We start from the raw sequence: 15497 nt of genomic DNA, 5'->3' as shown, positions 1-15497 counted from the left end.
ATCCCCAAAAATCAGCGTTGAATCTGATTTGCCGGCCCGTGGGAATCCCAATTCCTTAAATCGTCACTACGGCCTAGATCATTTCCAGCCCACGCTTACGCGTCGGCGGCGGGAAGGCGCGGTCGAGATCGGCGAAATCCTGCGGCGTCAGCTTGATGTCAAGCGCGGCGGCGTTCTGGCGCACGTGCTCCTGGCGACCGGCCTTCGGGATGGCGATGACGCCGTCCTGCATCATCACCCAGGCAAGCGCGATCTGCGCGGCGGTGGCGTTGTGGCGGGCAGCGACGATTTCCAGCCGGGTATTGTGAGCCAGCGCGCCCTGCTCGACCGGCGAATAGGCCATCAGCGGTATGCCGCGCTCCGCGCACCAGGGGGCCAGATCGAATTCGGGGCCGCGCCGCGACAGATTGTAGAGCACCTGATTGGTCTGGACGTCGCCGCCATGGTCAAAGCCGACCAGTTCCTCCATCTCGTCGGTGTCGAAATTGCTGACGCCCCAGTGGCGGATCTTGCCTTCCGTTTTCAGCGCCTCGAACGCCTCCACGGTTTCCGAAAGCGGCACGCTGCCCGGCCAATGCAACAGATAGAGATCGATGCGGTCGGTGGCGAGCCGCTTCAGGCTGTTCTCGCAGGCGCGCTTCACGCCGGCGCGCGAGGCGTTGGAGGGCAGCACCTTGGAGACCAGGAAGGTCTCGTCGCGGCGCCCGACGATGGCCTCAGCCACCACTTCCTCGGCGCCGCCGCTGGCATACATTTCGGCGGTGTCGATCAGCGTGATGCCGAGGTCGAGCCCAAGCTTCAACGCCGCCACCTCATCGGCGCGGCGCCGTCGATCCTCGCCCATTTTCCATGTGCCTTGGCCGAGCACCGGAACGGCTTCGCCGGACGGCAGCTTCAGGGTTCTGATCGACGAGCGGTTGATTGACGGGGGCATGGCTTTCTCCGCGTGAAGCCGGATCGCAGCACAGCCGTGGCCGGAAATCCAGACCGAAGGCTCGTGGCCGCCTGGATACCTGGCTGCCCGGATTCCCGCAGCGGCTACTTCGCCGGATGCTTGGCGAGCCAGTCCTGCATCTCCTTGATCTCGGCTTCCTGCGCCGTGACGACGCCTTCGGCGAGCTTGCGGATTTCCGGATCCTTGCCGTTGGCGATCACGACCTTGGCCATGTCGATGGCGCCCTGATGATGCGGGATCATGCCGCGGACGAAATCGACATCGGCATTGCCGGTGTATTTGATCATCATGTCCTTGTGCATCTTCTTCATCGCCGCCTCGTAGCCGACGGTGGCCGGGCTCTGGGCACCCATCGCCATCTTGGACATGTCATGCTTCATCTCTTCCGACGAAGCCGGCACGCTCTCGAGGAAGACGGCAAGCAGCATTCCAGCGGCCATCAGCAGCAGCACGATTTTCTTGGCCAAGGTCATTCAGGTCTCCTTCTGTTGGATAGCGTATCTGGGGGCTTTGCTCACAGTTTCAATGTTCTCAGCCGCAAGGCATTGGCGATGACCGACACCGACGACAGGCTCATCGCCGCCGCCGCGAGCATCGGCGACAGCAGCGTGCCGGTGAGCGGATAAAGGACGCCGGCCGCGACCGGCACGCCAAGCACGTTGTAGAGGAAGGCGAAAAACAGGTTCTGGCGGATATTGCCGATCGTCGCCTGAGCCAGCGTGCGGGCCCTCACAATGCCGTTGAGGTCGCCCTTGACCAGCGTGATGCCGGCGCTTTCGACCGCGACATCGGCGCCGGTGCCCATGGCGATACCGACATCGGCGCCGGCCAGCGCCGGCGCATCGTTGACGCCGTCACCGGCCATGGCGACGACAGCGCCTTTACCGCGCAGCTCTTCCACCAGCGCGCTCTTGCCGTCCGGCAACAGGCCGGCGCGGATATCATCAATGCCGAGCCTGCCGGCGATCGCTTTTGCCGTGCGCTCGTTGTCGCCAGTGGCCATGATGATGCGCAGGCCCTTGTCATGCAGGGCCTTGATCGCCTCGGCTGTGGTTGCCTTTACGGGATCGGCGACAGCGACGATGCCGGCGAACCTGCCGGCGACGGCCACGAACATGGCCGTCTTGCCTTCGGCCTGCATCGCTTCGGTATTGGCCGCCGAAGTTCCGACGCCGAGGTCCGCCATCATCGCCGCATTGCCGAGCGCGACCTTCCTGCCCGAAACCGTGCCCGAAACGCCCTTGCCGGTGATGGCTTCGAAATCGACCGCGTCGGCCAGCTTCAGACCGCGCACGGCGGCGCCCTCGACGATCGCCTCGGCCAGCGGATGCTCGGAGCCCTTTTCGAGCGCGGCGGCGAGGCCCAGCAGCTCGTTCTCATCGATGCCGTCGGCCGCGACGACATCGGTAAGCCGCGGCTTGCCCTCGGTCAGCGTGCCGGTCTTGTCGACGATCAGCGTATCGACCGAGGCAAACCGCTCCAACGCCGCCGCTTCCTTGATCAGCACGCCGGCATGCGCGCCGCGCCCGGTCGCGGTCATGATCGACATCGGTGTCGCAAGGCCGAGCGCGCAGGGACAGGCGATGATCAGCACCGACACCGCCGAGACGATGGCGAAGATCAAGCTCGGTTCGGGACCGAGGATCGCCCAAGCGATGAAGGCAAGGACCGCCACCAGCACGACGGCCGGGACGAAATAGAAGGACACGCGGTCGGCGAGACCCTGGATCGGCGCGCGCGAGCGCTGCGCCTTGGCGACCAGCTCGACAATGCGCGACAGCGTGGTCTCGGCGCCGACTTTCTCGGCGCGCATGACCAGCGAACCGTTCTTGTTCAGGGTGCCGCCGGTGAGCGTGTCGCCTTCCGTTTTTTCGACCGGCAGCGCTTCGCCCGTGATCATCGATTCGTCGATAGCCGAGCGTCCCTCCAGCACCGTGCCGTCGACCGGCACGGCGTCGCCGGGGCGGATGCGCAGCTTGTCTCCGGCCTTGACGCTGTCGAGCGGCACGTCCTTCTCGGAGCCGTCGGCGCCGATCAGCCGCGCGGTCTTCGGCGCGAGGTCGAGCAGCGCGCGGATGGCCGAGCCGGTGCGCTCGCGGGCCCTAAGTTCCAGCACCTGCCCCAGAAAGACCAGCGCGACGATCACGGCGGCGGCCTCGAAATAGACCGGCACGGCGCCGTCATGGCCGCGGAACTGATGCGGGAAGACATCCGGGAACAGCGTAGCGACCAGGCTGAAGAGATAGGCCGCGCCGACTCCCAGCGAAATCAGTGTCCACATATTGGGGCTGCGGTTCAGGATCGATTCCCAACCGCGATGGAAGAACGGAAACGCCGCCCACAGCACCACCGGGCTCGCCAGCGCCAGCTCGACCCAGGTCTTGGCGCGGCCGTCGACGAGGTTTTCGAAGCCCAGCATCGGCGCCATGGCGATGGTCAGGAGGGGCACGGAGAGCGCCGCGCTGACCCAGAACCGGCGGGTGAAGTCGACGAGCTCGGGATTCGGGCCTTCCTCGCCGGTCGGCACGCCCATCGGCTCCAGCGCCATGCCGCAGATCGGGCAGGAGCCGGGCTTGTCGCGGACGATCTCGGGATGCATCGGGCAGGTATACTGCGTGCCCTTCGGCATCGGCTGAGGCTCGGGCCGGCCGGCGAGGTATTTTGCCGGCTCGGCTTCGAACTTGCCCTTGCAGCCGGCGGAGCAGAAATAGAAGCCCTGCCCTTCGTGGCGAACGAAGTGCTTCGCGCTCGCGCGGTCGACATTCATGCCGCAGACGGGGTCGGTGGCGGAAAGATATGCTTCCGGCTCGGCCTGGAATTTCGCGCGGCAGCGTTCGCTGCAGAAATGAAACGTCCGGCCGCCATGCTCGGCCGTCGGCTTGCCGGCCGCCGGGTCGACCGTCATGCCGCAGACAGGATCGCGAATCACCGCTTCGGCGCCGGGCGCGGCATCCTTCGCGGAGCAGCAGCCGCCGCCATGCGCATGATGGTGGTGATGGTCGGAATGGGTCATGGCCAGGCCTCTGAATCTCGAACTTGAGGCGGAGGTAGTGCTTCCAGTAACTGGAAGGTCAAGGGCCGGTTTGGATTTTTGCGGCTTTGGTCTTGCAGCCGCGTATCCTGCCTATTGCTCACCGCTGAAAACGCGGCGGCCGGCCCCATACACAGCGCCGCGAAAACAGGCTATAGACGCCGCCGAATGGCAAAGATCTCCCTCAAACTCGACGAAATCATCGATGGCGACGCCTTGCGCCGCGACTTGACCGCGCTGACGGCGGCGAGCGCCGGCGACGGTTCAGGACCGGCTGTTCGCACGGCCGTCCTCCAGCTGCTCAAGGCCAGGATGGCGGAAGGGCGAAAGATCGCCGAAGCCATGCTCAAGCAGGATGGCGGCGGCAATGCCTGCGCCGAGCGGCTCTCGCATCTGATGGATGAACTGATCCGGGCGCTCTATGATTTCGCCGCCACCCATGTCTACCGGGTCAAGAACCGGTCCGCGGCCGAGCGCATGGCGGTCGTTGCCGTCGGCGGCTACGGCCGCGGCACGCTGGCGCCGGGCTCCGACATAGACCTGCTTTTCCTGCTGCCCTACAAGCAGACCCCATGGGGCGAGCAGATCGTCGAATACATGCTCTACATGCTGTGGGACATGGGGCTGAAGGTCGGCCACGCCACCCGCAACATCGACGAGTGCCTCAGGCTCTCGCGCAGCGACATCACCATCCGCACCTCGATCCTCGAGGCGCGCTTTCTGTGGGGCGAACAGAAGCTTTATGAAGAGCTGCTCACCCGCTTCGACCACGAAGTGGTGCGCACCACCGGGCCGGAGTATGTGCAGGCCAAGCTTGCCGAGCGCGACGAGCGCCACGCCAAGGCCGGCGAAAGCCGCTACCTTGTCGAACCCAATGTCAAGGACGGCAAGGGCGGCCTGCGCGACCTGCAGACGCTGTTTTGGATCGGCAAATATTTCTATCGCGTGCGCACCGGCGAGGAGCTGGTCGAGAAGGGCGTCTTCACCGAGACCGAATATCGCGAATTCCAAAAGGCCGAGGATTTCCTGTGGGCGGTGCGCTGCCACATGCATTTCCTCACCGGCAAGGCGGAGGAGCGGCTGCATTTCGACATCCAGCGCGAGATCGCCGAGCGTCTGGGCTATACGACGCATCCCGGCCTGTCGGCGGTCGAGCGCTTCATGAAGCACTATTTCCTCGTCGCCAAGGATGTCGGCGACCTCACCCGCATCTTCTGCGCGGCGCTCGAGGAAGAGCAGGCCAAGCACGTGCCGGGCTTCAACCGCATCTTCCTCACCTTCTCGCGGCGCAAGCGCAAGCTTGCCGGCACCTCCGACTTCATCGTCGACAACCACCGCATCAACATCGCCGACGACAGCGTGTTCGAGCGCGATCCGGTCAACCTGCTCAGGCTGTTCTGGTTCGCCGACAAGCACGGGCTGGAGTTCCACCCCGACGCGCTGAAGCTGCTCACCCGCTCGCTCGGGCTCGTCAACAAGTCGCTCCGGCGCGACGAGGAAGCCAACCGGCTGTTCCTCGACATACTGACGTCGGACCGCAATGCCGAGCTCAATCTCAGGCGCATGAACGAGGCCGGGCTGCTCGCCAAGCTTATCCCGGACTTCGGCAAGATCGTCGCCATGATGCAGTTCTCGATGTACCACCACTATACGGTGGACGAGCATCTGATCCGCTGCATCGGCGTGCTGGCCGAGATCGAGCGCGGCGACGGCGCGAAGGTGCATCCGCTGTCGCATACGCTGATGCCGGGACTGAAGAAGAGCCGCGAGGCGCTCTATGTCGCCGTGCTTTTGCACGACATCGCCAAGGGCCGGCCGGAGGACCATTCGGAAGCCGGGGCCAGGATCGCGCGGCGCATCTGTCCGCATATGGGATTGTCGGCGGCCGACACCGAGACCGTCGCCTGGCTGGTCGAGAACCATCTCGTGATGTCGATGACGGCGCAGACGCGCGACCTCAACGACCGCAAGACGATCGAGGATTTCGCCTCCATCGTGCAGTCGGTCGAGCGGCTGAAGCTGCTTTTGATCCTCACCGTCTGCGACATCAGGGGCGTCGGGCCGGGCGTGTGGAATGGTTGGAAAGGCCAGCTGCTTCGCACACTCTATTTCGAGACGGAGCTGCTTTTGACCGGCGGCTTTTCCGAGGTGTCGCGCGCCGAGCGCACGACGGCGGCGCGCGAGCGGCTGGCCGAGGCGCTGGCGGCATGGCCGGCGAAGGAGCGCAAACGCTACGTCGCCCTGCACTACGAGAACTATCTGCTCACCGTCGATCTGCCCGACCAGTTGCGACACGCCGAGTTCGTCCGCGAGGCGGATGCGGCAGGCAAGAAGCTCGCCACCATGGTCAAGACGCATGAGTTCGAAGCGGTGACCGAGATCACCGTGCTGGCGCCGGACCATCCGCGCCTGCTTTCGATCATCGCCGGGGCATGCGCCGCGGCCGGCGGCAACATCGTCGACGCGCAGATCTTCACCACCTCGGACGGGCGGGCGCTGGACTCGATCCTGATCTCGAGGGAATTCGACCTCGACGAGGACGAGCGCCGGCGCGCCGAGCGGGTCGGCCGGCTGATCGAGGACGTGCTGTCCGGCAAGAGCTGGCTGCCCGAGATGATCGAGAAGCGCACCAAGCCGAAGCGCGGCGCCAAGGCTTTCAGGATTCCGCCCCGCGCCGAGATCCGAAACACGCTGTCGAACCGCTTTTCGGTGGTCGAGGTCGAGGGGCTGGATCGGCCGGGCCTGCTGTCCGAGATCACCGGGACGCTGTCGGACCTGTCGCTCGACATCGCCTCGGCGCATATCACCACCTTCGGCGAGAAGGTCATCGACACGTTTTACGTCACCGACCTGACCGGACTGAAGATCGACAGCCCGACGCGCACCGCCACCATCCACAAGCGGCTGATCGATACGCTCGAAGGCAATTCGTCCGAACGCAACGGCAAGGCCAAGGCAGCGGCCGAGTGACCATCCATTTGACGCAATTTTTCTGGCAGTCGTCCCCAGCATGAGCCTAGTCAAGAAATTCGCCACCGTCGCTTCCGGCACGCTGATGAGCCGCGCGCTGGGTTTCGGCCGTGAGATGCTGATGGCGGCGGCACTCGGCACCGGACCGGTCGCCGACGCCTTCAACGCCGCCTTCCAGTTCCCCAACACCTTCCGCCGGCTGTTTGCCGAGGGCGCCTTCAACGCCGCTTTCGTGCCGCTGTTCGCCAAGGAGATCGAGCAGCATGGCACCGAAGGCGCCAAGCGCTTTTCGGAGGAAGTGTTCGGTGTGCTGTTTTCGGCGCTTTTGGCACTGACAATCGCGATGGAACTGGCGATGCCGCTGATCGTGCGCTACCTGGTGGCGCCGGGCTTTGCCGGCATTCCAGGCAAGTTCGAGACGACCGTCCGGCTTGCGACGATCATGTTCCCGTACCTGATCTGCATGTCGCTCGGCGCCATGATGGCCGGCATGCTGAACTCGCTGCGCCGCTATTTCGCGGCGGCGATCGCGCCCGCCTTCCTCAACATCATCCTGATCGGCGTGCTCGCCTATGCCTGGTATCACGGGCTGGACGCGCATGATGTCGGTTTCGGCTTGTCCTGGGGCGTGCTGGCCGCAGGCATCGTGCAGCTTGCCATCGTCTGGATAGCGGTGCGCAATGCCGGCATCTCGATCGGCTTCCGCTGGCCGAAGATGACGCCCAACGTCAAGAGGTTGCTGATCCTGGCGCTGCCGGCGGCGATCACCGGCGGCATCACCCAGATCAACCAGCTGATCGGCACGGCGATCGCCTCGGCGCAGAACAGCGCGGTGTCGTCGCTCGCCTATGCAGATCGCATCTACCAGCTGCCGCTCGGCGTCGTTGGCGTGGCCGTCGCCATCGTGCTGTTGCCGGAACTGTCGCGGGCGCTGAAATCGGGCAATCTGATCGAGGCCGCCAATCTGCAGAACCGCTCGGTCGAGTTCACCTTGTTCATGACCTTGCCGGCGGCAGCCGCGCTCTGGGTGATGTCGGAACCGATCGTGCGGCTGGTTTATGAGCGCGGCGCCTTCGCCGCCAACCACTCGACGCCGATCGTCGCCTCGATCCTGGCGATCTTCGGCCTCGGCCTGCCCGCCTTCGTTTTGATCAAGGCGTTCACGCCCGGCTATTTCGCGCGCGAGGACACCCGGACGCCGATGATTTTTGCCGCCATCTCGGTCGGCGTGAATGTCGCCACGGCATTGACCCTGTTCCCGTCGATGGGCGCGCCTGGCATCGCGGTGGCCTCGGCCGTCGCCGGCTGGGTCAACGCGCTGATGCTGCTCGGCATGCTGATCAGGCGCGGCCATTGGGGCCGCGACGTGCCGCTCTTGAGACGCATTCCCCGGCTGGTGCTCTCCGCCGTAATCATGGCCGTGGCGCTTTACTTCGCGGAGCGCCACTTTGCCATACAGATTGGACCTGGCTCGCCGCTCGTGGTGAAGGCGACGACGGTGCTTGGCCTTGTCGCCGGGGGCGCCGCGCTCTACTTCATCGCCGCCTTCGGCACCGGCGGCGCCGATTTCGGCATGGTCCGGCGCAATGTGAAACGTCGTTCACCCAAGGCGCCACCACCCGTCAGGGAACAGTCTCCAGATCCGTGAGCCGGAATTCATTGGCCGTGGAAAGCATCGGAACGGCGTAGTATCGCGCGCAAGCGTAGTGGAAGCAGTCCGCCATGTTTAGGCGGACAGCATTGTTGCGAAACCGCGAAGCGGCCTCGATGGATAGGGATGTTGCCTCGGGCGCAGGCGGAAGCTCGCGCAAGGCAATTGCCCGCTCTTCTAGAAAGCGAGCTACAATCTCCGCGCTTCTTGCGACCGGAATCGCCAGCTTTTCTGGTCGCGCGAGCGCCATCGCGGCCTCCCAAACGGCTATCGCCGACGTGAACGGTGCCGATGCCTCCATGACGGCCTGCGCGCATCGCTCGGCTTCCGTCTCGTTGCTCAGGATCGCGACGATGGCTGCTGCGTCGACAAACATCAGTCGTCGCCGGAAAGTTCATCATAAACGGACTGCGGCAACGGTTTGCGCGCTTGTTCGCTAAGCTTGATTCCAAACTCGGCTCGCAGTCGCGCCGCCGTTTCCAGTGGCGTCTCGCGATTGCGCCGCCGCTCCAGGGCCTCGCGCATGGCAATCACGATTGCCTCGGTGATGCCTACCCCTTCAGCTTTGGCGAAAGCGCGCGTCAGCCTGTCGGCTTCCTTGTTGTTGATGTTGATAGTCATCGCTACATTCCTTTATGTAGTTAGAAAGATGTAGCTTATGCGTGGCAATGTCAACGTACCGATGAGCCATGCCAGCTCGGTCCGCGCCTCTTGATCGCGCGGCCGGCTTCGTCCATAAGCGCGCCGTCGCAAGACTTTCGCCGCGCGCGGTTTCCAGCCGTGTGATTGGCTCCAAAACGTCTGCAACTTTTTGGAATCATGCTTATACGGCCCTCCACAAGCCATGAGGAATTCATGTCCGCCTTCAAGCCACTCGTCTTTTCGGGCGTCCAGCCGACCGGCAACCTGCATCTCGGCAACTATCTCGGCGCCATCAAGAAATTCGTCGCTCTCCAGGAACAGTCCGACTGCATCTACTGCGTCGTCGACCTGCATTCGCTGACGGCGCAGCTGGTGCATCAGGACCTGGGCGACCAGACGCGGTCGATCACCGCGGCGTTCCTGGCCTCCGGCATCGACCCGAAGAAGCACATCGTCTTCAACCAGTCGCGGGTCATGCAGCACGCCGAGCTCGCCTGGATCTTCAACTGCGTGGCGCGCATCGGCTGGATGTACCGGATGACGCAGTTCAAGGACAAGGCCGGCAAGGACCGCGAGAACGCCTCGCTCGGCCTGCTCGCCTATCCGAGCCTGATGGCTGCCGACATCCTGCTCTATCGCGCCACCCATGTGCCGGTTGGCGAGGACCAGAAGCAGCATCTGGAGCTTACCCGCGACATCGCGCAGAAATTCAACAACGACTTCTCCGAGAAGATCGCCGCGCTCGGCGTCGGCGTCGAAATGCAGGTCGGCGAAGAGACGGTGAACGGTTACTTCCCGATCACCGAGCCGGTGATCGGTGGTCCGGCGGCGCGCATCATGAGCCTGCGCGACGGCTCGAAGAAGATGTCGAAGTCGGATCCGTCGGATCTCTCGCGCATCAATTTGACCGACGATGCCGACACCATCTCGAAGAAGATCCGCAAGGCCAAGACCGACCCGGAGGCCTTGCCGAGCGAGATCGAGGGGTTGGAAAGCCGGCCCGAGGCCGAAAACCTCGTCGGCATCTATGCCGGTCTCGCCGAGATCTCGAAGGAAGACGTGCTGAAGGAATATGGCGGTCAGCAATTCTCCGTGTTCAAGCCGGCTCTGGCCGACCTTGCCGTGGAGAAGCTGGCGCCGATCGCTTCCGAGATGCGCCGCATCGAGGGCGACCGCGCCTATGTCGACACCGTGCTCAAGGACGGCGGCGACCGCGCCCGCGCCATCGCCGAGGGCACGATGAAGACGGTGCGTGACATTATCGGCCTGTTGCAGGACTGACCGACGAGTTGGTCCCATAGGACCATTGCCGCGCCAGCCGGCGGCTTGCCGCCGGTCGGCCGCAGTGGCAGATTGCGGCCGAACCATACCGAGCAGATAGACATGGTCTCCAAACGCCTCAGCCGCGAAGCCGGCCATCGCAGGAAATTCCTGACGATCATCGACGATACGCCGGAATGCGAGCGCGCAGTCGCCTATGCCTCGAAGCGGGCGCAAAGCACCAGCGGCGTGCTGGTGCTGCTCTATGTCATTGTGCCGGACGATTTTCAGCATTGGCTGGGGGTCGAGAAGATCATGCGCGAGGAAGCGAATGCGACGGCGCGCGCGGCGCTCGACGGCTATGCGAACAAGGTGCGCCAGAAGCTCGGCATCGAACCGGAGCTGGTCGTGCGCGAGGGCAAGCCCACGGAAGAAATCCACAAGCTGATCGAGGAAGACCAGGACATCGCCATCCTGGTGCTGGCAGCCGGCGCCGGCAAGGAAGGCCCTGGACCACTGGTCAGCGCGGTTGCCGGCCGGGGAGCGGCCTTCCCCATTCCAGTCACGGTGGTGCCGCAGAATCTGTCCGACGAGGAGATCGACAGCCTGGCCTGAGGTGTGCTGGTATTCAGGTGAGGCCGGTCTGCGAACGGCCTGACCTGAATCTCAACACATCTCAAAGTGGATGCGGGGCCCGAAAAAACATTCCGCCAGCCAGCCGTTCGGGCGACGCGTTTCGCTTGAATGTCCAGCCGATAGAGCCTATTTAGAATTATTCCAAACTATCGGCCCGGGAAGGGCCTGGAGATACCCATGTTCATCCAGACCGAATCGACGCCGAACCCGGCGACGCTGAAATTCCTGCCGGGCAAGGAAGTGCTGGGCGAAGGCACAGCCGATTTCCGCAACGCCGAAGCCGCGGCGGAGGCCTCGCCGCTGGCCGGCCGTCTGTTCGAGATCCCGGGCGTCACCGGCGTCTTCTTCGGCTATGATTTCATCACCGTGACCAAGGACGGTCCGGACTGGCAGCACCTGAAGCCGGCGATCCTCGGTGCCATCATGGAGCATTTCATGTCCGGTGCGCCGGTCATGGCCACGACCGCTCCGGCGAGCCAAGCCGGCGAGACCGGCGAGTTCTACGACAAGGCCGACGAAGAGTTGGTGCTGACCATCAAGGAACTGCTCGACACGCGCGTGCGCCCGGCCGTTGCCCAGGACGGCGGCGACATCACCTTCCGCGGCTTCGAGAACGGCACCGTGTTCCTGCACATGAAGGGCGCCTGCGCCGGCTGCCCGTCGTCGACGGCAACGCTGAAGCACGGCATCCAGAACCTGCTTCGCCACTTTGTTCCGGAAGTCCAGCAGGTCGAGCAGGTCGCCTGAGAATCCACTTCGCCGGCCGCGCAGGGCGGCGACGCGAAATCCGATCCAAGACGCAAAAACAAAAAACCGGGCCCCAACAGCCCGGTTTTCTGTTTTTGGACGTCTTGTTGTTGCCTAGACGGTCCGCTTGCGAAAGCTTTTGGCCTCGGCCTTCGTGATCACATCACGATGACCTTGGCGCCGACCGACGTGCGGTCGTAGAGGTCGATAATGTCCTGGTTCATCAGCCGGATGCAGCCCGACGACATCGCCTTGCCGATCGAGAACCATTCCGGGCTGCCATGCAGGCGGTAGCCCATGTCGCCGCCCTTGTTGAAGAGATACATGGCGCGCGCGCCGAGCGGGTTCTTCAGGCCCGGCTCCATGCCGCCGGCGAATTTGGCGAGCTCGGGCTGGCGCTTGATCATCTGCGAGGGCGGCGTCCAGGTCGGCCATTCGCGCTTCAGCGCGATATGGGCGGTGCCGTGCCATTCAAAACCCTCGCGGCCGACGCCGATGCCGTAGCGCATCGCCATGCCGTCGCCCTCGATGAAATAGAGGAACTTGTTCTGCGTATCGACGATGATGGTGCCCGGCTTCTCCGGGGAGTCGTACCGCACTTCCTGGCGGTGGTACCTGGCGGGGACCTTCTCGATCGGGATGCGCGGCAGCTGATAGCCGGCATCGGTCATCGCGCCATAGTTGTTGGTGAACATTTGCCCACCGATGGTGCTGCACCCGCTGATCGCGGTCGACAGCGCAAGAGCGGCAAGGATTGCAAATGACTTCAAGCGCATGAAAAGGTCCGATGCCCGCCTGGATGCCAGCGGCACGAGTCGGCCGCTTTGTTGTCATCATTCATGCTGGCATTTCTTTTGCTTGCCAAGCGCGCACTGCCTATATGCAAGACCTTGCACGCGGGTAAGTGCCGAACTGCGGCATTTCCGCAACAGGCCTCACAGGATTGTGAAACAAAATCAATGAGGCGGCTCATAGAGCCGCCTGGGTTCGAGGAGAGCGTCATGAATGTCGGTGATGCCGCCGAGCGTTCCGGCCTGCCGGCCAAGACCATCCGCTACTATGAGGAGATCGGCCTGATCCGTCCGGCGCGGGCCGAGAACGGCTATCGCGATTACTCCGGCGACGATATCCACCGGCTCGCCTTCCTGCGCCGTGCGCGCAATCTCGGCTTCTCAATCGACGATTGCAGGCAGCTGATGGCGCTCTATCAGGACCGCGGCCGCGCCAGCCACGACGTGCGCGAGATCGCCGCCGCCCATGTCAGGGCGATCGAGGAGAAGCTGCGCGAATTGCAGTCGATGCGCTCGACGCTGCAGACACTGATCCACGCCTGCCATGGCGATGACCGGCCGGACTGCCCGATCCTGGACGACATGGCGGGAGCAGCCTGAGGTCCGAGGCCTGTCAGCGCTTCCAGAAATGGCGGTGCGATGCGAGCAGTTCGTCCGCGATTTCGGGGAACGGGCCGAAGACCTCGATCTTCTTCTGGCCGGCGGCGAATACGGTGCGCGAGGCGAGGTTCATCGTCGGATTCTCCGCGTGATCGCCGGTGAGCGCCAGGAGATCGGTCTCCTCGAAGCCGTAGACCAGCCGCCCGATACTCGCCCAATACATCGTGCCGGCGCACATCGCGCAGGGTTCGCCGGTCGAGACCAGCGTGCATTGCCACAGGAACTCCGGCTCATAGGCCGCCGCGGCGCGGCGGGCGAGCTCCGTCTCGGCATGGCGCACCGTGTCGAGATTGCCCTGCTGCATCAAAACACGATCGTCCGGCCCGACAAGCACGCAACCGAACGGATGATGGCCATGCGCCGCCGCCTCGCGCGCGACGGCGTCAGCGGACCGGAGGTGGGCGAGCATCTGATCGCGGGTCATGGGGAATTCCTCCACGGTGAGATTGCTGCCAGGGGATTTGATTAGCAAGAACTAAACTTCTCTTGAGCCTCCCGCTTGGCTTTGAACTCCGACCATTTCCGGTTTGGTGCTATTTTGACAACCGCACAATGAGATTGCTGGGCCATGGGCATGCAGGAAGACATCGAACGGGTCGAGCAGCATATCCGCGAGATTGAACAGCGGATCGAGCGCCAGCGCGCGGTTATCACCCAGGCCGAGGAAAGCGGCTTGCCGACCGACGGCCCGCGCAACTTCCTGTGGTTCCTGAAAGAGACATTGAGCCTGAGCCGCGACCACCTGGCCAGGCTTCTGGCGGATGAATTCCGGGCGGGCGACTCGCAATAAGTGCAGCGAAGCCCATAGAAAGGCGATTATGTACTTTACAAACAGAGGGACTCGGCTCACGCTTAAGGATCGCGGCTAGCGACCGTTTGGATTGGCGTTCCCACTGTTCAACCTGGGCGGATAGCCGGGCGGGTCTTCAAATGCTACCGCTGCTATTTTTTGCTGGGCAACGACGAAGCGCAACACGTTTGACGTTAGCACGAACTCCGTTGGCTTGGTGCACTGCCATTCAACTCTGACAATGACAGCGTCTGCATTAACGCCGGTGGCGTGTGCGGCTTTTCCCTCAGTTTGAATGAGCGGCTTTGAACAATCCGACCCGGGAAGAAGTTTAACGAATTCTGGGAAAAGCTCTGCCAAAGGCGAACCGTAGTCAAATATGATGGCGGTTGCATCCGGCACCAGGAGCGTCTTGGCCTGCTCGGGATTTTCGACCGAGAGGTTGATATAGGTCTCTACGAGCTGGGCGGGCGCGGCTTCGGAACCACTCGCTGCGGCCGTAGGAAGACAAGCAGCCATCGCCGTCACTATGCAATTAAACCTCGTGACGAGCATCTAGCGCTTGCCCGCCTTCTCTTTCGGCTTGTGCTTCGGGGCTGGCGGTGTTCGCGCCAGCTTACCCATTAGAGTGTCGGCGGCAGATTTCTCGTCGTCCGCGCCATGCTCGCGCGCAACGCGGATGAACTCTGCAGATTGATCAGCTTGCTTCTTCTTGGGTTTCATCGAATTTCATACCTATTTGGTCGGGCGCCTCTCGCTTCAATCTGCGCGCATCTCTCTTCGGCTGCGTCTCTGCAATCTGCTGCTGCATCTTAACCAGCTTCGCGTCGTCTGTCGAAATCTCGCGAAGCTTTGCCTTCTTATCGTCGTCTGGCCATGCACATGGCACTACAAAGAAACCGGGTTTAGCCTTCCTCACGTGTTTGAGGATAGCCGGCCACCAATGTAGCAAGAGAGCGGCCTTCCGACAGAAAGGCCAGTTGCCCCACTTAGGGGCGAAGAACACGACGACCATTCCCTCTTGGACTAAGGCCAGCCGTTCGTGCGGAACGGTCGTCATCTTGGTATCGCCAGATACAATGATCTTTCCACCGGCAGCGGCGTAGCGCCTGATCCAAGGCACATCGCTTTTACGCTCATGGTCCGCGTCACCCGGCTGCGGCGTGTATTCCTTCGCGCTCTCGATTACAACGCCCTGCACTATGTGCTTTAGCAGGCTGCGGAAAAACCAGAGCGGTTAGGCCCTTTCCCGCTGGGTTGATGCGAAAATCGGCTCACCCGAGGGTCATTGTACCGGCTCTTTCGGCCGGTTTTGCCGCAATCCACCGGTTTGAGGCGGATTGCACACGCAGTTAGGCCGTGGC

17 protein-coding genes are annotated in these 15497 nt (G+C 63.3%); 7 read left to right on the top strand and 10 right to left on the bottom strand.

Annotated elements, in window-relative coordinates; all coding sequences use genetic code 11:
• Positions 1 to 73 precede the first annotated feature (73 nt).
• The 3 genes from FJ418_RS31555 to FJ418_RS31545 all read right to left on the bottom strand — a co-directional run bounded on the left by FJ418_RS31555 (position 74) and on the right by FJ418_RS31545 (position 3968).
• The gene (locus tag FJ418_RS31555) at positions 74 to 934 is read right to left on the bottom strand and encodes an aldo/keto reductase (protein ID WP_140872170.1); all 861 of its coding nucleotides are present in this window, start codon (positions 932 to 934) and stop codon (positions 74 to 76) included.
• Positions 935 to 1038: 104 nt separating this feature from the next.
• Entirely contained in the window at positions 1039 to 1428 is a 390-nt protein-coding gene (locus tag FJ418_RS31550) for a DUF305 domain-containing protein (protein ID WP_140650320.1), read from the bottom strand.
• A gap of 41 nt (positions 1429 to 1469) precedes the next feature.
• The gene (locus FJ418_RS31545; protein ID WP_140872168.1) at positions 1470 to 3968 is read right to left on the bottom strand and encodes a heavy metal translocating P-type ATPase; all 2499 of its coding nucleotides are present in this window, start codon (positions 3966 to 3968) and stop codon (positions 1470 to 1472) included.
• A 186-nt stretch (positions 3969 to 4154) separates the two neighbouring features.
• On the opposite strand from FJ418_RS31545, the gene FJ418_RS31540 reads away from it, so the two are divergent.
• Together FJ418_RS31540 and murJ are read left to right on the top strand one after the other, a co-directional pair.
• The gene (locus FJ418_RS31540; protein ID WP_140872166.1) at positions 4155 to 6956 is read left to right on the top strand and encodes a [protein-PII] uridylyltransferase; all 2802 of its coding nucleotides are present in this window, start codon (positions 4155 to 4157) and stop codon (positions 6954 to 6956) included.
• Positions 6957 to 6996: 40 nt separating this feature from the next.
• The gene (gene murJ / locus FJ418_RS31535) at positions 6997 to 8604 is read left to right on the top strand and encodes a murein biosynthesis integral membrane protein MurJ (RefSeq protein ID WP_140872164.1); all 1608 of its coding nucleotides are present in this window, start codon (positions 6997 to 6999) and stop codon (positions 8602 to 8604) included.
• Here murJ and FJ418_RS31530 read toward each other — a convergent pair.
• Positions 8579 to 8983, bottom strand: a complete 405-nt coding sequence (locus FJ418_RS31530; RefSeq protein ID WP_140650330.1) for a type II toxin-antitoxin system VapC family toxin — start codon at positions 8981 to 8983, stop codon at positions 8579 to 8581. The two genes, murJ and FJ418_RS31530, sit on opposite strands and share 26 nt — an antisense overlap.
• Entirely contained in the window at positions 8983 to 9228 is a 246-nt protein-coding gene (locus FJ418_RS31525; RefSeq protein ID WP_095766111.1) for a type II toxin-antitoxin system VapB family antitoxin, read from the bottom strand. The genes FJ418_RS31530 and FJ418_RS31525 overlap by 1 nt, the downstream gene beginning before the upstream one ends.
• 234 nt (positions 9229 to 9462) lie before the next feature.
• Here FJ418_RS31525 and trpS point away from each other — a divergent pair, with 234 nt between their 5' ends.
• The 3 genes from trpS (at position 9463) to FJ418_RS31510 (ending at position 11892) form a co-directional block, all read left to right on the top strand.
• Entirely contained in the window at positions 9463 to 10530 is a 1068-nt protein-coding gene (gene trpS, locus FJ418_RS31520) for a tryptophan--tRNA ligase (protein ID WP_140853928.1), read from the top strand.
• A gap of 102 nt (positions 10531 to 10632) precedes the next feature.
• Entirely contained in the window at positions 10633 to 11124 is a 492-nt protein-coding gene (locus FJ418_RS31515) for a universal stress protein (RefSeq protein ID WP_140647347.1), read from the top strand.
• A 198-nt stretch (positions 11125 to 11322) separates the two neighbouring features.
• A complete protein-coding gene (locus FJ418_RS31510) occupies positions 11323 to 11892 on the top strand; it encodes a NifU family protein (RefSeq protein WP_140650336.1) in 570 nt (189 codons plus the stop codon).
• A gap of 158 nt (positions 11893 to 12050) precedes the next feature.
• Here the strand turns inward: FJ418_RS31510 and FJ418_RS31505 are convergent, their stop codons facing one another.
• On the bottom strand, positions 12051 to 12668 hold the full coding sequence (locus FJ418_RS31505) for a L,D-transpeptidase (protein ID WP_140650338.1): 618 nt from the start codon (positions 12666 to 12668) through the stop codon (positions 12051 to 12053).
• Positions 12669 to 12893: 225 nt separating this feature from the next.
• On the opposite strand from FJ418_RS31505, the gene cueR reads away from it, so the two are divergent.
• Positions 12894 to 13283, top strand: a complete 390-nt coding sequence (gene cueR / locus FJ418_RS31500; protein WP_140650341.1) for a Cu(I)-responsive transcriptional regulator — start codon at positions 12894 to 12896, stop codon at positions 13281 to 13283.
• Between the two features lie 13 nt (positions 13284 to 13296).
• On the opposite strand, the gene FJ418_RS31495 is transcribed toward cueR, so the two are convergent.
• Positions 13297 to 13767: a nucleoside deaminase gene (locus FJ418_RS31495; RefSeq protein WP_140872162.1), complete on the bottom strand. Its 471-nt coding sequence runs from the start codon at positions 13765 to 13767 to the stop codon at positions 13297 to 13299.
• A gap of 144 nt (positions 13768 to 13911) precedes the next feature.
• On the opposite strand from FJ418_RS31495, the gene FJ418_RS31490 reads away from it, so the two are divergent.
• The gene (locus FJ418_RS31490; protein WP_140853924.1) at positions 13912 to 14133 is read left to right on the top strand and encodes a hypothetical protein; all 222 of its coding nucleotides are present in this window, start codon (positions 13912 to 13914) and stop codon (positions 14131 to 14133) included.
• Between the two features lie 75 nt (positions 14134 to 14208).
• Here FJ418_RS31490 and FJ418_RS31485 read toward each other — a convergent pair whose 3' ends face one another.
• Genes FJ418_RS31485 through FJ418_RS31480 form a run of 3 tightly spaced genes read right to left on the bottom strand, consistent with a single transcriptional unit; the run spans position 14209 to position 15334 of the window.
• Positions 14209 to 14688, bottom strand: a complete 480-nt coding sequence (locus tag FJ418_RS31485; RefSeq protein WP_140872160.1) for a hypothetical protein — start codon at positions 14686 to 14688, stop codon at positions 14209 to 14211.
• The gene (locus FJ418_RS32145) at positions 14689 to 14856 is read right to left on the bottom strand and encodes a hypothetical protein (protein ID WP_181167166.1); all 168 of its coding nucleotides are present in this window, start codon (positions 14854 to 14856) and stop codon (positions 14689 to 14691) included.
• Positions 14831 to 15334 (bottom strand): hypothetical protein, encoded by a 504-nt coding sequence (locus tag FJ418_RS31480; protein ID WP_140872158.1) that lies wholly within the window; start codon positions 15332 to 15334, stop codon positions 14831 to 14833. Before FJ418_RS31480 ends, FJ418_RS32145 begins: the two co-directional genes overlap by 26 nt.
• Positions 15335 to 15497 lie beyond the last annotated feature (163 nt).

This window comes from Mesorhizobium sp. B2-8-3, assembly GCF_006440815.1.
Lineage (GTDB): Bacteria > Pseudomonadota > Alphaproteobacteria > Rhizobiales > Rhizobiaceae > Mesorhizobium.
Note: the sequence above shows the minus strand (reverse complement) of the source record. Positions and strands in the feature narration are given on the sequence as shown.